The sequence below is a fragment of the Pontibacter populi genome (assembly GCF_019336435.1).
GTDB classification, from domain to species: Bacteria; Bacteroidota; Bacteroidia; order Cytophagales; family Hymenobacteraceae; genus Pontibacter; species Pontibacter humidus.
Genome location: NZ_JAHWXQ010000002.1, coordinates 155,020 through 175,324, shown reverse-complemented (window position 1 = coordinate 175,324; position 20,305 = coordinate 155,020). Strand labels below are relative to the sequence as shown.

The 20,305-nt window shown below is 45.1% G+C and carries 19 protein-coding genes; 5 read left to right on the top strand and 14 right to left on the bottom strand.

Translation table 11 applies throughout. The features are described 5' to 3' along the window. Positions 1 to 214: 214 nt before the first annotated feature. Together KYK27_RS07350 and KYK27_RS07345 are read right to left on the bottom strand one after the other, a co-directional pair. Positions 215 to 541: a hypothetical protein gene (locus tag KYK27_RS07350; RefSeq protein ID WP_199109396.1), complete on the bottom strand. Its 327-nt coding sequence runs from the start codon at positions 539 to 541 to the stop codon at positions 215 to 217. A 91-nt stretch (positions 542 to 632) separates the two neighbouring features. Further along, the gene (locus KYK27_RS07345) at positions 633 to 1,100 is read right to left on the bottom strand and encodes a MaoC family dehydratase (protein WP_199109395.1); all 468 of its coding nucleotides are present in this window, start codon (positions 1,098 to 1,100) and stop codon (positions 633 to 635) included. A 686-nt stretch (positions 1,101 to 1,786) separates the two neighbouring features. On the opposite strand from KYK27_RS07345, the gene KYK27_RS07340 reads away from it, so the two are divergent. Beyond that, positions 1,787 to 5,419: a T9SS-dependent M36 family metallopeptidase gene (locus KYK27_RS07340; RefSeq protein ID WP_199109394.1), complete on the top strand. Its 3,633-nt coding sequence runs from the start codon at positions 1,787 to 1,789 to the stop codon at positions 5,417 to 5,419. A gap of 263 nt (positions 5,420 to 5,682) precedes the next feature. Next, complete coding sequence (locus KYK27_RS07335) at positions 5,683 to 6,126, top strand: DinB family protein (RefSeq protein WP_199109393.1); 444 nt, start codon at positions 5,683 to 5,685, stop codon at positions 6,124 to 6,126. Positions 6,127 to 6,132: 6 nt separating this feature from the next. On the opposite strand, the gene KYK27_RS07330 is transcribed toward KYK27_RS07335, so the two are convergent. The 10 genes from KYK27_RS07330 to KYK27_RS07285 all read right to left on the bottom strand — a co-directional run bounded on the left by KYK27_RS07330 (position 6,133) and on the right by KYK27_RS07285 (position 16,665). Beyond that, a complete protein-coding gene (locus tag KYK27_RS07330) occupies positions 6,133 to 6,450 on the bottom strand; it encodes a hypothetical protein (protein WP_199109392.1) in 318 nt (105 codons plus the stop codon). 109 nt (positions 6,451 to 6,559) lie between these two features. Further along, positions 6,560 to 7,939 carry a tRNA uridine-5-carboxymethylaminomethyl(34) synthesis GTPase MnmE gene (gene mnmE / locus KYK27_RS07325; RefSeq protein ID WP_199109391.1) on the bottom strand — a complete coding sequence of 460 codons (1,380 nt, stop codon included), beginning with the start codon at positions 7,937 to 7,939 and terminating at the stop codon, positions 6,560 to 6,562. Positions 7,940 to 8,792: 853 nt separating this feature from the next. Next, positions 8,793 to 9,398, bottom strand: coding sequence for a thioredoxin family protein (locus tag KYK27_RS07320; RefSeq protein ID WP_233150330.1), 606 nt, complete (start codon positions 9,396 to 9,398; stop codon positions 8,793 to 8,795). A gap of 9 nt (positions 9,399 to 9,407) precedes the next feature. Continuing rightward, on the bottom strand, positions 9,408 to 10,280 hold the full coding sequence (locus KYK27_RS07315) for a metal ABC transporter permease (RefSeq protein ID WP_199109390.1): 873 nt from the start codon (positions 10,278 to 10,280) through the stop codon (positions 9,408 to 9,410). 174 nt (positions 10,281 to 10,454) lie between these two features. Beyond that, entirely contained in the window at positions 10,455 to 11,738 is a 1,284-nt protein-coding gene (locus tag KYK27_RS07310) for an iron chelate uptake ABC transporter family permease subunit (RefSeq protein WP_199109389.1), read from the bottom strand. Between the two features lie 197 nt (positions 11,739 to 11,935). Beyond that, the gene (locus KYK27_RS07305) at positions 11,936 to 12,730 is read right to left on the bottom strand and encodes a metal ABC transporter ATP-binding protein (protein WP_199109388.1); all 795 of its coding nucleotides are present in this window, start codon (positions 12,728 to 12,730) and stop codon (positions 11,936 to 11,938) included. 12 nt (positions 12,731 to 12,742) lie between these two features. Then, on the bottom strand, positions 12,743 to 13,675 hold the full coding sequence (locus KYK27_RS07300; protein WP_199109387.1) for a metal ABC transporter solute-binding protein, Zn/Mn family: 933 nt from the start codon (positions 13,673 to 13,675) through the stop codon (positions 12,743 to 12,745). Positions 13,676 to 13,679: 4 nt separating this feature from the next. Further along, positions 13,680 to 14,336, bottom strand: a complete 657-nt coding sequence (locus KYK27_RS07295) for a metal-dependent transcriptional regulator (protein WP_199109386.1) — start codon at positions 14,334 to 14,336, stop codon at positions 13,680 to 13,682. Positions 14,337 to 14,449: 113 nt separating this feature from the next. Next, the gene (locus tag KYK27_RS07290) at positions 14,450 to 15,448 is read right to left on the bottom strand and encodes a 3-oxoacyl-ACP synthase III family protein (RefSeq protein WP_199109385.1); all 999 of its coding nucleotides are present in this window, start codon (positions 15,446 to 15,448) and stop codon (positions 14,450 to 14,452) included. A gap of 92 nt (positions 15,449 to 15,540) precedes the next feature. Then, entirely contained in the window at positions 15,541 to 16,665 is a 1,125-nt protein-coding gene (locus KYK27_RS07285; protein WP_199109384.1) for a glycosyltransferase, read from the bottom strand. Positions 16,666 to 16,715: 50 nt separating this feature from the next. Between KYK27_RS07285 and KYK27_RS07280 the strand changes: the two genes are divergently transcribed. Further along, entirely contained in the window at positions 16,716 to 17,528 is an 813-nt protein-coding gene (locus tag KYK27_RS07280) for a 2,3,4,5-tetrahydropyridine-2,6-dicarboxylate N-succinyltransferase (protein WP_199109383.1), read from the top strand. A gap of 295 nt (positions 17,529 to 17,823) precedes the next feature. Here KYK27_RS07280 and KYK27_RS07275 read toward each other — a convergent pair whose 3' ends face one another. Further along, on the bottom strand, positions 17,824 to 18,717 hold the full coding sequence (locus KYK27_RS07275) for a 3-hydroxybutyryl-CoA dehydrogenase (RefSeq protein ID WP_199109382.1): 894 nt from the start codon (positions 18,715 to 18,717) through the stop codon (positions 17,824 to 17,826). 420 nt (positions 18,718 to 19,137) lie between these two features. Between KYK27_RS07275 and KYK27_RS07270 the strand changes: the two genes are divergently transcribed. Continuing rightward, the gene (locus KYK27_RS07270) at positions 19,138 to 19,290 is read left to right on the top strand and encodes a lmo0937 family membrane protein (protein ID WP_162426218.1); all 153 of its coding nucleotides are present in this window, start codon (positions 19,138 to 19,140) and stop codon (positions 19,288 to 19,290) included. A gap of 69 nt (positions 19,291 to 19,359) precedes the next feature. After that, positions 19,360 to 19,509, top strand: a complete 150-nt coding sequence (locus KYK27_RS07265; protein ID WP_162345496.1) for a lmo0937 family membrane protein — start codon at positions 19,360 to 19,362, stop codon at positions 19,507 to 19,509. Between the two features lie 72 nt (positions 19,510 to 19,581). Here KYK27_RS07265 and KYK27_RS07260 read toward each other — a convergent pair whose 3' ends face one another. Continuing rightward, on the bottom strand, positions 19,582 to 20,301 hold the full coding sequence (locus KYK27_RS07260) for a hypothetical protein (RefSeq protein ID WP_233150329.1): 720 nt from the start codon (positions 20,299 to 20,301) through the stop codon (positions 19,582 to 19,584). Positions 20,302 to 20,305: the final 4 nt, after the last annotated feature.

Here is a 20,305-nt window from a genome sequence, read left to right as displayed (position 1 = left end):
ATCCAGTTTTTCTGCTTTTTTCTCCTTGGTGGTTTTAGCAGGCTTTTTCTTTACTTCTTTTTTTGCGTCTTGCGATTTTGCCATGATTCGTATCGTTACGTTTGGTTAAAGCTACCGAAAAATTCAGCATAATACCTAACTATACTTATTTCGGTTAAAAAAGTGTGTGTGGTTTTATCGTTTTGTTAAGTAATCAGCAACTACAGTTTAGAATTTACCACACATGCGGACGGTCTTCATCTTCATCGTCTGAACTTGCAAAACCATCGCGCGGATTATACGGCGTACCCTTGCCTTCCAGGTGATTACGCATATCAATATGCAACTTTATGCTATCGAGTTGCAGAAACTCATGCCATAACTGTTGGTCCTCTACTGATAACTGGTTAATAAGGTCGCTCAGCTGCAGGCTTTGCTGCTCTTCCATCAGTTGCTTTATATGCGGGTCTGCATCTAAAAGTATCTGTATCCGCACCCGGAAATAGGAGTTCAGTTCCAGGTAACGCGCTTCATCCCAATCCTCAAGGTCTTTACTATCCATAGTGTAGGTATACTTGCCTTTGTTTCTAACAGTTTGCTACCGGAATCGGAATGCACTGCTAAGCTGCTGCCTTAAGTGCAGGTAAAAATCACTAATTATTAAAGTGATACAGGAACGTAATGATGCCGGTAAATGCTGGTTTCTTGCTGTCTTTAATCTCGAGTGTTACTTCAAGCCGTGCCTTAGCAATACCGCGCAGATCTTTTACGGTAAGCAGTTTGGCTAGCAGACGTACATCGCTGTTTACGGTCACGGCCTGGTTAAACCGAAGGCTTTCAATCTCATAGTTTACCTGCATTTTCAGGTTCTCGATAGAGGCTATCTGGTTCCAGAGGTAGGGTAGAAGCGATACCGTAAGGTAACCATGTGCAATAGTACTGCCAAAAGGTGATTCTGTCTTAGCACGTTCGGCATCCAAATGTATCCATTGGTAATCCAGGGTGGCTTCAGCAAATTTGGTTATCTGCTCTTGTGTAATAGTGTGCCATTCCGATACGCCCATTTCTTTGCCTTCGTATTGGGTAAGCTCGGCCAGGCTCTGAATAGTTAATTTGCTCATGTATAGATGTATTGTTGTGGGTGTTGTGTTAGTCAGTTTAAAGCAGGCTTGCTACTTCAAATATACGTGGATATATGGAAATGAGCATATACTTCTGCCTTTATCACTCATTTCCTCTCTTGTAAGTATATCCGAACCAGAGACTTACCAGATGTTGATTTTTTTTACATGGTAAAGTATAATTCACTAGAATGTTTCTGTATTTGTAAAGTTATATTATTTGTTATATTTAATCAATTGTATAATTTACTATTTTTTTCACAATCACTTGGTATTGCCCTTCTCTTTACTACAGATTCAAATTAAAATAGTGAAAATTTGTGTATAGGACGATTTGTTAGGTTAACTAAGTTTTGACCTGAACAAACTGATGTTGTAACAAGCATTAATGATAGTTTTACAGGTCGTATTCATGCATACTATCTGTTATTCTTAACAGAATGCAATATCCCTGTATAAAGGTTAACCGGCATGTAAACCTAATGTTCCCACATCCTCGTAATTGATTCATTATCAGTAATTATACTATCCAGTACAATAAGTTAAAGTGCTGTATGGTATAATTATCAGTTTGATTTACAGCGTATTGATTTATGTGTAACTGCTTTAGTTACAATTGTCAGTTGCCTGCTTACCCTATCATTACCTTTTAAAATACTATATGTAACACCTTTAACTAAACTAAAATGAAACACCGGATTACAAAGCAGTTGCTGTGCTTGTGGGGGTTATGCCTCTTCCTGGTACCGCTTACCGCAAATTCCCAGTCAGCATTGGACAAAGCGATACAGCACATCCAGCAGACAAAAGCAGAACATAAACTTACCTCCGCCGATCTGGCTGATTATGTAGTAACAGACCAGTATACAAGCAAAAACAATGGTGTTACCCATATTTACCTGCGACAGCGCTTTCAGGGAATTGAAGTGGTAGGTGCCAACCTTAACATTAATATTGATAGAGATGGCAATGTGATAAATATGGGCAGCCGTTTTATCCCTAATTTACGGGGTGCCATCCGGAACAATACGGCTGCACTTTCAGCGCCACAGGCTGCCAACGCGGCTGCACGCCATTTAAAGCTTGCCGTTAAAAAACCACTGCAAATTAAGGAGCGGAGAAAACCTACCGAAAAAATAGCCGCTGCCGCTAAAGCTGTAGTGCTTACAGATGGTGGTATTTCTTTAAGCCCTATTCCTGCAAAGCTAGTTTACCAGCCAATGGAAGATGGTACAGTGCGTCTTGCCTGGGAGGTTGAGATCTATAACCTGGATGCGCAGCACTACTGGAGTATGAGTGTCGATGCAGCATCAGGAAAGGTACTGAAGCAGCAGGATCTGGTGATACATGATAACTGGAATCCACCGGTAGTAACAGATGATCCTGAACTGGATGCCCGTGCCAATTATAGTTCTCCAAAGGCTGCCAGTGCCCGAAAAACGGCTCAGCGTAAAGTAAATAAACTGCTTTATACGCAGATGGTTGCGCCGGAAACCGCAACTATAAGCAGTGCTGCCGCTCTTGCCACGAGTGGGACCTACCGTGTGTACGATGTGCCTTTCGAGACACCAAGCCACGGCGACAGAACCTTGGTTACTGGCAAAGAGAATGAAACGGCCTCGCCTATGGGCTGGCATAACGACGGTGTGTTAACCTATACCATTACAAAAGGTAACAACGTGCATGCCTATGAAGACAAGGCTGGAGCAAATGCAGGTCTTAGCCCCGATGGTGGGTTAAACCTGGTATTCGATTTCCCGCTTGATCTTACAAAAGAACCGGATACTTATATACAGGCTGCTACAACAAATCTGTTTTATTGGAACAACCTGATGCATGATGTTTTTTACCAGTTCGGTTTTGATGAAGTAAGCGGAAACTTTCAGCAGACAAACTTTACAGGACAAGGTGCCGGCCTGGACGGTGTGATGGCTGAAGCGCAAGATGGCGGTGGTACCAATAATGCCAACTTCCTGACCCTGCAGGATGGGGTGCCGGGCCGCATGCAAATGTATCTCTGGACATCTTCTTTGCCTGCTAAACTGCTTCATATTACCGCTCCATCTACTGTAGCAGGTTCTTACACGGCGGTTCAGGCAGCTTATGGCCCTGAAATTAACGAGACTGGTGTAACTGGCAAGATCGTGTTGGCTGATCCTGCAAATGGATGTAATGCAGCACCTGAACTGCCAGCCGGTTCTGTACCGCTTCCATTTAATAACCAGGCGGCCATTACCGGTAATATTGCCCTGGTTTACCGCGGCGATTGCTCTTTTATTTCTAAGGCATTAAATGCACAGGCTTCCGGGGCAACAGGGGTTATCGTTATCAATAACATAGACGGCGATCCGCTCTCAATGGGAGGTGATGAAACTGGTGCTGCCGTGTTGATACCTGCTATCATGATCAGTAAAGCTGATGGTGAGAAACTGGTTGCCGCGCTAAGTGGTGGCCTTGCTGGTAGCTTGCGTCGTGAAGGTGGCGTGCCTCCGCTGAAAGACGGTGACCTGGACAATGGCATCATCGCCCACGAGTATGGACATGGCATTTCGACACGCTTAACAGGTGGCCCAAGTACCCAATGCTTATCCGGTGCAGAGCAGGGTGGCGAAGGCTGGAGCGATTTCTTTGGTTTATATATGACCATGAAAGCAGGCGATACCGGTCCGCAGCGTCGTGGTATTGGTACCTATGTACAGTCGCAACCAACAGACGGGGGCGGTATACGTCCGGCACCATACAGCACCGACATGGCTGTAAACTCTTACACATACGGCGATGTATCTAATCCTGAGATCTCTGTGCCGCACGGTGTTGGTTTTATCTGGGCAACTATGCTTTGGGATATGACCTGGAACCTGATTGAGCAGTATGGGTATGATCCTGATATTTATAATGGAAAAGGTGGAAACAACATTGCACTGCAGCTAGTTATAGATGGCCTGAAACTACAGCCTTGCAGTCCGGGCTTTATTGATGCGCGCGATGCGATTCTTGCAGCAGACAGGATAAATAACGGTGGTACAAACCAGTGCTATATCTGGGCAGCATTTGCCAAGCGTGGCCTGGGCTACAGCGCACAGCAGGGCAGCAATGATGACCTGACAGATGGCGTGGAAGCATTTGATATGCCACCTTCCTGTGCACCTAAATTCGCCATTAACCTAAGTGCCAACCCTTCACCGGTTACCGACGGACAAGAGCTTACCTATAACATTACTGTGACCAACAACACGGCTGGCGCTGTGAATGGAGTAACTGTAACCAGTACCGTACCAGCCAGCACGGCTTTTGTATCAGAAGGAAACAAGGATGTGAAAGTGAGCGGCAATTCCGTAACCTTTAAGTCTGTGAAGATGGCACAGGGCGAAACTATAACCCGCAACTTTAAAGTGAAGGTGAATAAAGGAGATGGTACTACGGTGTACTTCCAGGATGATATGGAGAATGGTACTACCAAATGGAAGACCAGCAGTACGCTGTTACTCAACAACTGGAAGCTAAGTACCAAAAATCCTTATAGCGGCAAAAACTCGTGGTTTGCAGCAGATCCGGATAACTACAGCGACCAGTATCTGACACTTTCTGCACCTGTAACTATAGGTGAGAATGCGCTGATGCGTTTCTGGCACAGCTATGCAACGGAAGAAGGTTTCGATGGTGGTATTGTTGAGATCAGCACGAATAATGGCCTTACCTGGACTAACCTGGGCAGCAAAATGATACAGAACGGCTATAACAGTGCGATACCGCTGGAAAATGCAGCTACTATAAGTGGTCCGGCATTTACAGGTAACAGCAACGGTTACGTACAAACTATAGTTGACCTGGCATCTTACAAAGGGCAAAAAGCGCTGATCCGCTTTAAAATGGCATCTGATGTGCTTACCGCTGCTACAGGCTGGTATGTAGATAACGTGGACATCGTATCGAACCCGGTAACTATAGCAAACACAGCCAGCGTAACGTCGCGCTTTGGCGGCGATGCTACTGCCAATGTAGAAACGCTGGTACTGAAGGCAGGAACCCTAAGCCAGACGCTGATATCAAATGCAGTGGCCAAACCAACCAAAACCATACTGTTCCCGAACCCGACACAGGGCAAACTTAACCTGCAGTTAGCGGAAAGCCTGACCGGAACTATAGCTATACAGGTTGTGGATGTGTATGGCAAGGAAGTGATGGAAACGCAGGTGCAGGCAGACAAAGCCAGGAAAGGAATGGTGCTGGATGTGCAGAAACTGACACCAGGTATTTACCTCTTTAAGGTAACAGCCGGTACGTATTCTGAAACACACCGCATCATGATCACGAAATAATTTAGTTTTAAACAACAGAAAAGCCGCTCCTGATTTCGGGGGCGGCTTTTTGGTTATATGGCATGTATGAATGTATCGTTGTTAATAGAATTTTATAGTTTTAAACTTGCGTCGGCTTAGCTACAGTTCAAATTGTCTGAGTTTATTCGTGAAGGTAAAAACACTGTAAGGGTATTTCCAGAGCCGAAAGGATCTTTTAATTTTAATAACTTAATTTCGAATAACTGACTAGAATAAGCAAAACCAACTAACTCTTACTTCTAATGATGCTGCAAGACCTGACAACTATACTTACCCGCGACCTGGAGAAGCTCTACAATGAAATAGATGCATTTACTTCCGAAGCAAATATCTGGAAAACAACAGGAAATATTACTAACTCAGCGGGTAACCTATGCCTGCACCTGTGCGGCAACCTGAACACATATATTGGCGCTACGCTTGGCAACAGTGGCTACGTGCGCGACAGGCCGTCAGAGTTCAGCAGCAAGAATGTACCCAAAGCAGAGCTACTAAAGCAGGTAGTACTAACCCGGGAGATGGTAGCGCAAACGTTGCAACAGCTGCAACCAGCTGACCTGGAGAAAGACTACCCGGAGCAAGTGCTGGGCAAACCCATGACGACAGGTTTCTTTCTGGTACACCTTACGGCACACTTATCATACCACCTGGGGCAGATCAATTACCTGCGGCGTGTACTGGAGTAAGGCGGGCTACTTGTAATGAACTTCCAACTCGTTATTGGCAAGGCCGAAAGCAATTCCGCGCAAAAGAATCTTGCTGCTTGGGTGAGAGGTGTTACCTAGTTCGTTTTCAATGTCGGAGATAGTTGTTTGCATCGGGTCACCTTCAAAAAAGCGGAACCATACTTTTTTGTTGCTTACCTCGTCATCTTCCTCTTCTTCATCAGACATAAGCTGCAATTCTATTTCGCGCAGTCTTCCAACCAGTGTTTCCAGGTCAATTTCGTTATCAAGGTACTGGCTAAAAACCTGGCTGGCGACGGTGGTATATTGTGGCTGCTTTGACATGGTATAGTTGTAATTTTGTACGGCGCAAGTTAGGAACTATAAACTATAGATCGCGGTAGCCACCTTTGAAAACTTCGTTGACGTGCCAGGTAGTGATTTTACATTCAGCCTACTTTCCGATGCAAAACTTAGTAAAAATATTGTCCAGCAGATCATCTGTTGTGATCTCTCCGGTGATCTGGCCTAAACTATAGAGGGCACGGCGAATGTCGGCAGCTACCAGGTCATTGCTGATGCCTATTGCCAGGCCGTTTAGTACATCGTCGAGGGCTTCGTAGGTTTTGTTTAGGCTGTCTACGTGGCGAAGGTTGGTAACTATAGTTTGCTGCTGGGTGTTTAGCTTGCGCAGGTTCACTTTGTCAGTCAGGGCCTGCTTCAGGACTTCGAGGTTGGCACCTTCAGCAGCTGAGATCTGTACCAAACTGTCCATGCCGGCAAAGCTTGCCAGTTTTTCAGGGGTTGCCTGGTCGATTTTGTTAGCTACGGGCAGTAGGGGCAGGTTTTTAGGGTTCAGCTTGGCGATTTCGTCCTGAACTTCTTCCGGGGTGCTTTCGGTGATATCAAACAGGTAAATAATAAGTGCTGATTGGCTCAGTTTCTGGTGGGTGCGCTCCACGCCAATAGCCTCTACCTTATCAGTGGTTTCGCGAAGTCCAGCCGTATCTATAAATCGGAAGGTAATGCCCCCGATGTTAATCTCGTCTTCAATAAAGTCGCGCGTTGTGCCGGGCACATCTGATACAATGGCTTTTTCCTCGTTCAAAAGCTTGTTCAGCAATGTAGATTTGCCAGCATTGGGCTTACCAACTATAACCGTGGGCACACCATTCTTTATCACGTTGCCCAGCTCAAACGACTTCAACAACTCCCGGATTATAGTTTGAATGTTATTAATAAGGCTACGCAGCTGTTCACGGTCAGCAAATTCCACATCTTCTTCGCCGAAGTCCAGTTCCAGCTCTATCATTGAGGCAAAGTGCACCAGTTCGCCACGAAGACGCTTTATTTCCTGCGAAAAACCACCGCGCATCTGTTTCATAGCCACTTCATGCGAGAGGGCCGAGTCGGAAGCGATCAGATCGGCAACGGCTTCTGCCTGAGCCAGGTCAAACTGCCCGTTCAGGAAGGCGCGCTTTGTAAACTCGCCGGCATTTGCCAGTCGGGCTCCTTTTTTAAGCAGCAGTTGCATGATCTGCTGCACAATAAAGTCGGAGCCATGGCACGATATCTCCACCACGTTCTCTTTAGTGTAGGAGTGAGGCGCTACAAACAACGATACCAGTACCTCGTCAATGATCTTTTCGCCATCACGTATCGTTCCGAAATGTAGAGTGTGGCTGGCCTGTTTTATCAGGTCTTTTCCTTTAAAAACGGAGTTGGTTATAGTTATAGCTTCTGGACCCGACAAGCGGATAACGGCAATGGCGCCGGTTCCTGGAGCGGTCGCTACGGCTACGATGGTATCGGTGGTCAGTATATTCGAGTTCAAGGTATCGCTTTTTGTAAGATCACAAATTTACGAACTTATCTGATGCTATGTGGAATAGAGTTATAGTTCTGTATGTTGGATTTTTTTTGTGCAGGATTGATGGGGTTCTGGAATAGGCGGGATGTATCAGAAGACCTGACAGTGTGCTTGGACTATAGTTCATAGTTAACGTTGGTCCAACCACCCCCAGCCCCTCCTTGTCTAAGTCGGGGAGCTTTTGCGGCCTTTGCTATAGTTTTATAGTTATGGTTTTATAGCTGGAGTTTTAACCCACCCCTGCCCCTCCCAAGAGGGGAATTTCGGCTGTAGTTATGGTTAGCTATAGTTTTATAGTCTGCGTTTGTCATCCCCCTGCCCCCTTCAAAGGGGGACTTTTCTTTCTTTACCAACTCACAAACTATAGTTCTATAGTTACAGCCCAAAGACAGGACAGGTTTACCTGTCCCTACGAAACTACAACCACGACAAATCTCGAAGCTTACCGGAACAAACTATGGATACGGGTAACTATGCGAAAGATCTCAGTCTTCGGGTGGAGCGCCTTGTAGATTTCTGGTACCGAAGGTATTTCGAGGAACGAGAAAAAGGAATGTACACCGCGCGGTGCCCAAAGACGGGGCCTCCCGGCCGTGAGGGCACCAAAGCTGAATTGAAACGATAGGTTAGTAGAGCTCCCAGGATTAAAGTGAGCTATGAAAGAAAGGCTTGGTTCAAAATATGAGAAGCTTCAGATACAAGCTTGAATAGATTTCTGCTAACGTTGAAATGACAAAAGAGGAACTATAGTACGATAGCCGGGCTTTTCCCCCTGTTCTTAGGGAAAGCTTGGAAGGGGTGAACTAAACTCTAAACCTTACTTCTTCTTCTCATACTCTTTCCACGTCATAGTTTTGTGGTGGTTGTCGCCGAAGTAACGGATGATTTTTGTGAACATCGCTTTGTCGAGGTAGCCCGGAACAGGGGAAAGCATGTTCATCTGTTCATCGAGGTAAACGGTAGTGGGGTAGCTCATCTGCCCATTCAAAAGCGCGAGTGCCAGCTCATGCGATTTGTATTCCGGTTTAAACGTGTAGGTATGACCTCTTACAGTGATAGGTTTTTTGCCTTCAGCATCCAGTTTTACAGCGTAGTAATGCTTGTTTACATAGGCGGCTATTTCAGGATCTGAGAACGTATCTTTATCCATCTTTTTGCACCAGCCACACCAGTCCGTATACACATCAACAAATATCTTACGTGGCTCCTTCTTGATTTTGGCTTCTGCCTCTTCCATGGTGAGCCATTTTATAGTTTCAGCTTTACCGGATTTGGATTTATTACCATTACCCTGATCTGTAATCATCTTAAATGAAGAAATACCTGCCAGAAGTATCAGTAATGAAAGCAATGTGTAAAGGCCTTTTCTCATATCAGTATTGATCTTACGCATAACACAAACTATAGCCCGAAACAGTTTCATGTAACAGGTTTAAACAGCTATAGTTCTTTTTCTTTTAAACAGCTGCCCATGTGTTGGGGAGAACAGGAAAGCCAAAGCAAACTGTAAACCCGTCACTGTAGCAATGGCGCCAGCAATTGAACCGTCGAGCCAGTATGCCAGGTAATACCCAACTATAGATGCTATAATTCCGATAATCACGGACAGCACCAGCATTGTTTTAAAGTTATCGGTAAGCAGGTAAGCCGTTGCCGGCGGACCAACTAAAAAAGCTACTACCAGGATAGCACCTACCGACTCAAACGAGGCCACCGTTGTGAGTGAAACAGCCGTCATGAGCAGGTAATACCAAAGGGTGGTAGAGATGCCGATAACAGCCGCATAACCGGGGTCAAAAGCAGTCAGGAACAACTCTTTATACCCAAACGTGATAAACGCTATGATCAGTATAGTTACAAAGCCTAATGTCCAGATAGTTTGTGGCCCGAAACTGAGCCCATTTTCCGTAAGCCAGAGATCCAGGGGCACGTACGCAATCTCCCCATACAACACGCAATCCTGATCAAGGTCAACCTGTCCGGCAAAAACGGAGATAAGGATGATGCCTATTGCAAAAAGCCAGGTAAAAGTAATACCTATAGATGCGTCGGCTTGTACACGGGCATAACGGTGAAAGAACTCGATCAGGAAAGTGGTTAAAACACCCAGTAAACCTGCCCCTATGATCATCGGAATAGAATCCCGTGAACCTGTGAACAGGAATGCGATAACTATACCTGGCAATACGGCATGCGAGATAGCATCGCCAACCATAGCCATCCTTCTGAGTATGAGGTAGCACCCCAGCAAACTACAGCAGGTAGCTACCAAAGATCCGGTAAGTATTATCCAGAATGCGTTCACGCTTTTATTTTTAATTGTTTATTGATGAAGGCTAAATTGTTAAAAGTTTAACACTAATCTTAGTCCTGAAATGCAGTATTAAAACTATAGCTCCGTAGCTGAAAAGATGCGAAGCATTTCAATTCTACATTTCCTTCACTTTCTAACTCCTAAACTCCCAAACTCCCAAACTTCCTAAGGTATCTTCGTGTGATGCGGGTCCAGGGCAGGGTAGTTGAGTTCTTCCATCAGTTTCTGCTCCAGTTCCGGGGTAATAATGTGTTCTATTGTTTCGGCATCTTCGTGCACGTGGTCGGAAGCTAGTTGTAAATACTGGGTTAGGTATAGTTCCCAGAGGCGGTGCAGGCGAACTACGCGCTTACCTCTTATTTCACCTTCCCGGGTTAAGGCCCAGCCATCGGGGTGGCGTTGTATATAGCCTTGCCGTTTAAGTTTGGACAGTCCGTTTAATGCCTGCGTCTTAGGTATATTGCGACGGGTAAGTATGTTATCAAGTGTTCTGTTGCTGAAATAGTCTTCGTGCTGTTCGCCAAGCTGGTAAAATAACTTCAACAGGTTTTCTTCCAGTATCTGAATCTTGTTGTGACGACGGCGCAACATGCGGGCAACCCATCCGCGTTTAGGGGCAAATGCAAACGACAGGATCGCTACCATCGAAACGATAAGCACGATCCAGGGGCCGGTTGGCATGGCCGGAGCAGTGTACGATACAAAAGCACCTGAAATACCGGAGAAAGCACCTATCACAGCAGCAAGTGCAAGCATTACACCCAGCCTTTCGGTCCAGAAGCGGGCAGCAGCAGCAGGCGTAATCAGCATGGCCGCCATTAGCACCACACCAACAGCCTGTATACCCACTACCACCGCAAAAACAGTAAGGGTAGTCAGCAGCAACTCCAGCGACCGCACCGGGAAACCAATACTTTTGGCAAAGGTCACATCAAAACAAAGCAGCTTCAGTTCTTTATAAAAAAGAATAGTGGTGATGAGCAGGAGCACGGCCACCGCTCCAAAAACAATAAGGTCTTCGCCTACAAGTGATGCCGCCTTCCCGAACAAAAATTTGTCGAGCCCGCTTTGTGCTGCGTTGCCGGAATGTTGAATGGATGTAAGCAATAAAATACCTATTCCGAAGAAAACAGAAAGCACCAGGCCAATGGCAGTATCTTCTTTTATGCGGGACCGGGAAGTGATATAATCTATCAGAATCAGGGAAAGCCAGCCGGTAACAAATGCGCCAAAAAGTAAGATAAGCGGATTTTTTGTGCCTGAAACTATAAAGGCAAGACAAACACCCGGTAATACAGAATGGGCCACCGCATCACCAACCAATGCTCTTTTACGAAGCAGCGTAAAGCAGCCCACCACCGCCGAACTACTGGCCAGCAGCACCGAGCCAATTGTCACATAACGTATGTTGGCATCGGCAAACGAAAAGAACTCTAAAAACTCCTTCATTTTAATTGTTAAATGGCTGCTTGGTTAATTGTTGGATTGTTAGTGGTTAAATGGCTATAGGTTAAATTGTTAAGTGTTTTGAAAATCCTACATTGCGTTGTAGTTGAACTATAGTTCCTTCTCAAACAAGGCACAAGGTATTGCATCTCTACACTTCCCGAGTTATATACTTCCCAACTTCTAACTTCATTAACTCTCTAACTTTTCCTCTCTCTTGTCGGGAATTCCTGTTTGCGTAGCAGGTCGCCTACTTTGCTGAGCACTGTCAGTTTACCACCGTAGGTTTGTTCCAACAATTCCTGTGTCAGTACCTGTTCTGTAGGCCCCGAAGCTACCAGGCGCATGTTCAGTAACACGGTCCAGTCAAAATACTCTCCGGCCGATTGCAGGTCGTGGTGCACAACTATAACCGTTTTGCCTTGGGCGCGCATGGTTCGGAGTAGTTCTATAATGGCAGTTTCAGTGGCGATATCTACTCCAGCAAAAGGTTCGTCCATAAAGTAGATGTCAGCATTCTGGGCTAAGGCTCTTGCTAAAAACACGCGTTGCTGCTGCCCGCCGGATAGCTGGGAGATCTGGCGGTTGGCAAAACTTTGCATCCCTACTTTTTCGAGGGCCTGCATGGCAGCATCTTTATCTGCTTTGCGTGGCCGGTTAAATAAGCCCAGGTTACCATACCTGCCCATCAGTACCACATCAAAAACCGAAGCCGGGAAATCCCAGTCTACAGACTCGCGCTGCGGCACATACGAGATGCGGTTGCGCACCTGCTTTATCGGTTCATCAAAAATGCGCACATAGCCGCTGCTTGCCGGCAACAGATCCATGATGGCTTTTATGAGCGTAGATTTACCGGCACCGTTCGGGCCGATCACACCCACCAACGAACCGGCTGGCAACGTCAGATCCACACCCCAGAGCACGGGTTTACGATCATAACTTACCGTTAAGTCGTGCACTTCCACCACCGGATTATCTACATGAAGTATCATGGTATAAACTGTTTATTTTAAAGCCTTTACTATTTGATCTACATTGTGCCGAACCATGCCGATATAAGTTCCTTCCGGTGTGCCTGCCTTACCCAAGGCATCCGAAAACAGTGTGCCGCCGATCTGTACTTTATGCCCTTTTTTCCTGCTTCCTATTACTACTGCCTCAATGGCTTTCGGGGAAACCGATGACTCTACAAACACGGCTTTAATGCGGTTATCAACTATAAAGTTTACCAGCACTGACACATCCTGCAAACCAAATTCCGAAACTGTTGAAATGCCCTGCAACCCACGTACCTTGATACCATAGGCTCTTCCAAAATAGCCAAAAGCGTCATGGGCAGTTATTAAGATGCGTTGTTGCTCGGGTATGGATGCGATAGCCTGCCTGGTATAGTTGTGCAGCTGAGTTAGTTGCTGGAGGTAGGCTTCAGCATTGCGTTTGTATAGTTCAGCATTCTTCGGGTCTTTTTGTTGCAAGACCTCTGCTATATGCCCTACTACTTTTTGCCATAACGACACGTCAAACCATACATGGGGGTCGTGGCTGCTGGCAAACTGGTTTGATTGTATTAACTGGTCTTCGTGCAAGTTCTCTGCTGCTGCCACTACAGATTTAAAGCGGTTGAGCTTAGAAAGTACTTCCCCCATTTTACCTTCCAGGTGCAGGCCGTTGTAAATTATAAGATCTGCATCGGTTAACTTTTGCAGGTCGCCCTGGGTGGCTTTGTAAAGGTGTGGGTCTACGCCACTGCCCATGATAGCCTCTACTGTAGCAGCATCGCCAACTATATTCTTTACCGCATCAGCCAGAATACCCGTTGTTGTAACTACATACATTTTCCTGCCTTCAGGCATGGGGCCTTTGTCTATAGTTTGCTTACAACCCCAGGAGAAAAGGCACAATACAAGCAGCAGGAGAGGAGCACGATAGTGTTGCATAGGTTTAAGCGGACAGAAAAATATTGCGCGCCACTTCACTGGAAACCACGAGATTCTTTTTGTTTTCTATGTTGATCTCCAGGGAACTATCGTAGGGTATCTTATCCAGTACTTTAATTTTAGCTCCCAGAAAAATCCCCATCTTATCTAGGTACTGCAGGAACAGGGGTTGCGAATCATTTACACCCACAACTATACCATTATCCTGTATTTCCATTTCAGCTAGCAGCTTCTGCGGCTTTACTTTTAGTTCGCCATTCTCAGATGGTATCGGGTCGCCGTGCGGGTCGAATTGCGGGTGGCCAAGGAACTCATCCAGCCGTTTGGTAAGTAACTCAGAACTGATGTGCTCTAGCTCTTCAGCTACCTCGTGCACTTCGTCCCAGTTAAATTTAAGCTTATCAACCAGAAAAACCTCCCAAAGCCTGTGCTTACGGATCACACTCAATGCCACACGTTCGCCTGCCTCCGTCAATGACACGCCTTTATACTTCACATAATCTACCAGGCCTTTGGCGCTGAGTTTACGCAGCATATCGGTTACTGAAGCAGCCTTGGTATCCAACGCATCAGCAATGGCATTGGTGTTAACGCCATCTCTGCCATCAGATAGCTTATAGATCGCTTTTATATAGTTCTCTTCTGTAAAGCTGTGGCTCATTTTTGATTTTGAATGAGTGAATAATTGAATAACTGAATTTTAAAGGTGAATTTCAGAACTATAGATTTCCCTTTATTCACACAATCAGTTATTCAATTATTCAAAATTGTAAACTACCAACGGATAAGCGCCGATGCCCACGTGAAGCCGCTTCCGAAGGCTGCAAGGCAAACCAGGTCGCCTTCTTTGATGCGGTGTTCCTGTACGGCTTCGCTCAGCGCAATTGGCACAGAGGCGGCGGTTGTATTACCGTATTTATGGATGTTGCTCATTACTTTTTCGGCAGGCAAGCCCATCTTCTGCTGTATGTAAGAAGTGATTCTCAGGTTAGCCTGGTGCGGCACAAGCATGTCTATATCAGATGCTTTATAGCCGTTCTTGTTAAGTGCTTCTTCAATTACTTCCGGGAAGCGTGTAACTGCATGCTTGAACACCATGTTGCCGTTCATGTAAGGGTAGATAGAGCCGTTGTCTATCATTTCATGCGTCAGGCGTTCTTTCTTATTTGAGTCCGGAGCAAGCACAGCCAGTTCTTCAGCAAATTCGCCGTCTGCATGCAGATGCGTGCTTAGTATACCTTTGTCTGTACTTTCAGAAGGGGTCAGTACAACAGCTCCGGCACCATCTCCAAAGATTACCGAAATACCACGACCGCGGGTTGAGAAATCCAGGCCGCTGGAGTGAATCTCAGAGCCAACCACCAACACTTTGTTGTACATGCCTGTTTTAATGAACTGATCAGCTACAGACAGGGCATAGATAAAGCCGGAGCACTGGTTGCGAACATCCAGGGCCGGAATTTCCTTTAAACCTAGTTCGCGCTGCAACAACACACCAGAACCCGGGAAGGTATAGTCAGGACTAAGTGTAGCAAACACGATCATATCCAGATCAGTAGCTTCGAGTCCGGCATTTTTAAGCGCCATGCGGGCAGCATTGGCACCCATGTTGGCAGTGGTATCGGTACCTTCCTTAAAATAGCGTCGTTCAACAATGCCGGTTCGCTCACGGATCCACTCATCCGAGGTCTCCATAATATTCTCCAGGTCCTTGTTGGTAACTATAGTTTCAGGTACATAATGGCCAACGCCAGCTATTTTTGAATTGCGCATAGTTATAGTTGTTATCGTTGTTAAATATACAGTTATTTTTTAAATTTAGATTCGTCTAAAAATAAATTTATTTATCTCTCTGTTTTATTAGTCTATAAAATACTGCCCACAACCTGTAAAAGCTTCTCTTCTTCAGATTGCCAGAAAATATCAGAGGGTATCCCGGTTTTATAGAAGTATGATTGGTAAAGGGTTTGTAATAAGCTTTTTAAGCTGTAGTTGTTAAAGTTAATTGTTAAGCCTGCCTCTGCCTTATTTAACAAGTTATCCCAAATAGGGTTTTGCTGCATGAGTATCGGCAGACCATACCCCATATACTCGTATAGCTTTGTAGGGATGCAACGGAACGTACTTGGGTTTGGCTGATAGGGCAGTAACCCGACATCATGCGTAGCAATGGCCTGAAGTATTTCCGGGTGTGGTACCAGTTGTTCTCCGCCTGTTAACGTGATATATGGTTTGTCAGCTATAGTTTGTTTTAGCTTTTGCAAAGTAGGAGTATGGGCGCAGTAGCCGATTATATTTAGGGTTACCTGCGGGTTAAACTGATGGAACTGCTCTGCTAGCTCAACTGCTTCAAATACACCGTAAATACCTGCAATGGTACCGGAGTAAAGGAGTTTTAATCTCTCAGGGTTTAACCTGACTGGCGTAGCTGGTAAACTATAGTTTGCAGCAGGTTTATACTTGTTCTCTAAAATAGTGTAGCGGTTACTTATAAAAGTAAGCTCCTGCGCGTAACTCTGCTCAGCCAAAAAAAAGTGCTCTATAGTTGGTGCAGTCAGTTTCTCGATATTTCTTACACCCGCAGCCAATACTCTTTTCAGAATCGGGTTATAGGCATCCTGGGCAGTGAGGTTTAAACTATAGTTCTCCCTGATATCATAAATTACGCTGCATTTATAGTTGCGGGCATAAAGACAGGCAGGCAGTAGAAGCTCATGGGTGCAAACTATAAGCAGGTCTGGTTTTATAGTTTGCAGTAGTTTCCAGAATTTCTGTTGTGCAGTAAGTCTGCCCAAACTTAGTCTTTTAAAAGAGAAAATAGGATGCAGCTGCATGTTTATTGGTAATGCAGCAGGAGCAGGAGCTGTAAAACCGGCGATATGCACCCGGGTGTTCGGCAGCTTACACAGCGAAAGCCCGAGTTTGCCGTACATACGGGTATCGTTTACGGGTTTTAGCAGCGAGGCAAGTAGAATTCTCTTTTCAGACATCGGTTAAATTTAATACTTTTACGCATTATTCAATATCAACTATATTTTAGATGACGCTTCAGACAATTATAGAGCAGGCCTGGGAAAACCGTGACCTTTTGAAGGAACAGGCTACTGTAGATGCGGTACGTGCTGTAATAGAAGATTTAGACAAGGGTAAAATACGCGTAGCAGAGCCGGTAGGCGACGACTGGCAGGTAAACGAATGGGTAAAGAAAGCTGTGCTGATGTATTTCCCAATTCAGGCCATGAAAACGATTGAAGTAGGGCCTTTTGAGTTTCATGATAAGATTGCGCTGAAAACAAACTATGCAGCTCAGGGCGTTCGTGTTGTACCTCATGCGATTGCGCGTTATGGATCTTTCCTTTCGAAAGGAGTGATCATGATGCCATCTTATGTAAATATTGGTGCATGGGTAGGCGAAGGAACGATGGTGGATACCTGGGCAACTGTTGGTAGCTGCGCACAGGTTGGTAAAAATGTGCACTTAAGCGGAGGGGTTGGCCTTGGTGGTGTGCTGGAGCCGGTTCAGGCTGCTCCGGTAATTATTGAAGACGGTGCCTTTATAGGATCAAGAAGTATTCTGGTAGAAGGTTGCCGTATTGGTAAGGAAGCTGTAATTGGTGCTGGTGTAACTATAACTGGAAGCTCTAAGATCATAGACGTTACAGGAAGCGAGCCGAAAGAATACAAAGGCTATGTGCCGCCTCGTGCTGTAGTTATCCCGGGTTCGTATACCAAGAAATTCCCTGCCGGCGATTTCCAGGTGCCTTGCGCCCTGATCATCGGTCAGCGTAAAGAAAGTACTGACCTGAAAACTTCGTTGAATGACGCGCTGCGTGATAATGCGGTAGCGGTTTAGTTTAAACTGTTTGATTGTTGAATGGTTAAATTGTTGACCTGAAATCGTAATCAACTATAAAACAAAAGAGCCTTTACCACTCAGGTAAAGGCTCTTTTGTTTTATAGTTGGTTTAAAGAGATTATAATAAAGGTCAATAAACATCATCCTGCCAATCCTTAAATCCTGATTCAGACAAACAAAAAGCCGCTGCAGGTAGTACCAGCAGCGGCTTCAGTATTCTATAGAAAAGGATTATGTAGTTGCTAGTTTAACATTCAACAATTAAACCATCCAACCATTTAACAATCAGCAATTACTTCTTTTTAAAACGGTCTGAAACTATAAGCTCTTTGGTGCCGTGTGTCCAGTTATAAAAGCCCTGGCCTGACTTGGCACCTTTGTGGCCTGCCTGCACCATATTGACCAATAACGGGCAAGGAGCATATTTCGGGTTGCCAAAGCCATCGTACAGTACGTTCAGGATAGATAAGCAAACATCCAAACCAATGAAATCTGCCAGTTGCAGCGGGCCCATCGGGTGTGCCATGCCAAGTTTCATGATCGTGTCGATCTCTTCCACGCCGGCTACGCCTTCGTATAAACTATAGATCGCCTCGTTGATCATGGGCATCAGGATGCGGTTTGCGACAAAGCCAGGGTAATCGTTACACTCGGTAGGTACTTTACCCAGCTGCAATGACATGGTCATTACCTGTTTTGTCACCTCATCAGACGTAGAATAACCGCGGATGATCTCTACCAGCTTCATTACCGGAACCGGGTTCATGAAGTGCATGCCAATTACTTTATCCGGACGATCGGTAACGGATGCAATTTTAGTAATAGAAATAGAAGAGGTGTTGCTGGCAAGAATTGCTTCTGGCTTCGCAAAGCTGCTCAGGTCACGGAAGATTTTCAGTTTCAGGTCTACGTTTTCAGTAGCAGCCTCCACAACCAGGTCAGCTTCTTTCACACCTTCCTGCATATTAGTGTAAGTAGTGATGTTAGCTAACGTCTGCTCTTTCTGCTCTTCGGTAAGGTTGCCTTTAGCTATTATGCGGTCCAGGTTTTTGGTAATTGTTCCCAGTGCTTTATTTAATGCCTCCTCTGATATATCAACCAGTGCTACCTGGAAACCATTTTGTGCAAAAACGTGGGCTATGCCGTTGCCCATTGTGCCTGAGCCAATAACTGCTACTTTTTTCATAGGTTCTATAAACATATAGTTTGGTATTGCCTGCAAAGCTAAAAGAAAATCTTTTATTCTATAGTTGTAATCAGTGGCATCTTGGCAGACTTCAACTTTTAACCTTTTCAGATGCTATTTTTATAGTTTGTTTAGCGATGACTGTAAAAAAAATAAAGATAAAGCAGCAGTATACCTGTGTCTCATGTTAGGGCAACTATAACTTACCTGTTACTAAAGCAGTTAAAGCGGGTAATAGGGCAGGGGGATCAATGGCAATAAAGGTTGCAACATCAGATTATTTCATAAAAAAGAGCATCTTAATAAATCCTTTGTAATATATATGCGTAAAAGCTTAAACAAAAAAGTACAACTACTCTCTCTACCGGTGTGTAGCCGAATATAAAAAGGTAGTTGTCATAAAACTAAAGACTCTTAACTATGGGAAATTTATTGTATATCATAGCCGTTGTGCTGATAATTTTCTGGCTGATCGGCTTCTTAGGATTTCCGGATGCCGTTGGTGGTATTATTCACGTGTTGCTTGTACTGGCTGTAATTGCCGTACTGCTGCGCCTGATCCGGGGAGTTTAACCTCAAGTTAGTTTACACGTTAATAGAAATTAAACAAGCAACGTACAACTTCATTAAACAATTAAAACTATGGGAAATTTATTGTATATTATAGCAGTTATCCTTGTGATCTTCTGGCTTATCGGCTTCCTGGGATTCCCTGATGCCGTAGGTGGACTGATCCACATTTTATTAGTTATCGCCGTTATCATGGTGCTGTTACGACTCATACGAGGTTAGCACTACTGATCATATTTAAAAACAAAAGGACTGCCCTGTAAGGCAGTCCTTTTGTTTTTATAGTTGGTATACTTATTTCCTGAAAGGGATATTTATACCTGCCCGAATAACTGGGTTACTATAAGGATTCACAATATCGTCGTTGGCATTGTACAGTAACAACAGGTCCAAAGACGCTTTTTCGCCGATGCGTTGCCGGTAACCAATCCCTATCATAGGCAGTGTCATGGTTTTCCGTAATTTATAGAGTGGTCTATTTGAATTATCGAGCATCAGGTACTCGCGGCTCAGTACTTCTACTTCAGCATGTGCCAGCAAGGCGCCATCCATAATATCAAACACTTCCATTTGAGTAAAGCCGCGGCCGCCAAAATTGTTCAGCGATATGCCGCCGTCGCTTATAAAATGATAGACCACCCCCGTACCTACACTGAACTTATCTGTAACCTTGTAACCGATAATGGGCAACAGGGTAATGTTGGTATAAGAACCGAATTGTAACCCGAAGCTACCTCCAAAGTAAAGCTTGTCTATAAATTCCTGTTTCTCCTTCTCTGCTTCTTCGGGCTCTTCCTGCACTACCGGTGGCTGCTGCTGTACCTTAGGTTGAGGTTGCGGCTGTGGTTTAGGAGTATAGACCGGTTGTTCAGTACCTGGACGTCCTGTTGGCAAAGTTGGTTTGCGTTTTACTGTATCCGGCTCTACCTGTGCCATGGCTGTAAGGCCTGTAAAAGCAAAAATGCAAAGTGCCAGCAGGCACCTTGCATAATATGTGTTCAGTTTTGCAGACATACTG

What these genes read in the sequence shown, in the direction of transcription:
- KYK27_RS07345 (WP_199109395.1), bottom strand. Translation starts at nt 1,100, where the DNA reads ATGAGCAAATTAACTATTCAGAGCCTGGCCGAGCTTACCCAATACGAA.
- KYK27_RS07350 (WP_199109396.1), bottom strand. Translation starts at nt 541, where the DNA reads ATGGATAGTAAAGACCTTGAGGATTGGGATGAAGCGCGTTACCTGGAA.
- KYK27_RS07330 (WP_199109392.1), bottom strand. Translation starts at nt 6,450, where the DNA reads ATGTCAAAGCAGCCACAATATACCACCGTCGCCAGCCAGGTTTTTAGC.
- KYK27_RS07305 (WP_199109388.1), bottom strand. Translation starts at nt 12,730, where the DNA reads ATGATACTTCATGTAGATAATCCGGTGGTGGAAGTGCACGACTTAACG.
- KYK27_RS07260 (WP_233150329.1), bottom strand. Translation starts at nt 20,301, where the DNA reads ATGTCTGCAAAACTGAACACATATTATGCAAGGTGCCTGCTGGCACTT.
- KYK27_RS07280 (WP_199109383.1), top strand. Translation starts at nt 16,716, where the DNA reads ATGACGCTTCAGACAATTATAGAGCAGGCCTGGGAAAACCGTGACCTT.
- KYK27_RS07340 (WP_199109394.1), top strand. Translation starts at nt 1,787, where the DNA reads ATGAAACACCGGATTACAAAGCAGTTGCTGTGCTTGTGGGGGTTATGC.
- KYK27_RS07265 (WP_162345496.1), top strand. Translation starts at nt 19,360, where the DNA reads ATGGGAAATTTATTGTATATTATAGCAGTTATCCTTGTGATCTTCTGG.
- KYK27_RS07270 (WP_162426218.1), top strand. Translation starts at nt 19,138, where the DNA reads ATGGGAAATTTATTGTATATCATAGCCGTTGTGCTGATAATTTTCTGG.
- KYK27_RS07310 (WP_199109389.1), bottom strand. Translation starts at nt 11,738, where the DNA reads ATGAAGGAGTTTTTAGAGTTCTTTTCGTTTGCCGATGCCAACATACGT.
- KYK27_RS07300 (WP_199109387.1), bottom strand. Translation starts at nt 13,675, where the DNA reads ATGCAACACTATCGTGCTCCTCTCCTGCTGCTTGTATTGTGCCTTTTC.
- KYK27_RS07290 (WP_199109385.1), bottom strand. Translation starts at nt 15,448, where the DNA reads ATGCGCAATTCAAAAATAGCTGGCGTTGGCCATTATGTACCTGAAACT.
- KYK27_RS07320 (WP_233150330.1), bottom strand. Translation starts at nt 9,398, where the DNA reads ATGAAACTGTTTCGGGCTATAGTTTGTGTTATGCGTAAGATCAATACT.
- KYK27_RS07295 (WP_199109386.1), bottom strand. Translation starts at nt 14,336, where the DNA reads ATGAGCCACAGCTTTACAGAAGAGAACTATATAAAAGCGATCTATAAG.
- KYK27_RS07285 (WP_199109384.1), bottom strand. Translation starts at nt 16,665, where the DNA reads ATGTCTGAAAAGAGAATTCTACTTGCCTCGCTGCTAAAACCCGTAAAC.
- KYK27_RS07335 (WP_199109393.1), top strand. Translation starts at nt 5,683, where the DNA reads ATGATGCTGCAAGACCTGACAACTATACTTACCCGCGACCTGGAGAAG.
- KYK27_RS07275 (WP_199109382.1), bottom strand. Translation starts at nt 18,717, where the DNA reads ATGAAAAAAGTAGCAGTTATTGGCTCAGGCACAATGGGCAACGGCATA.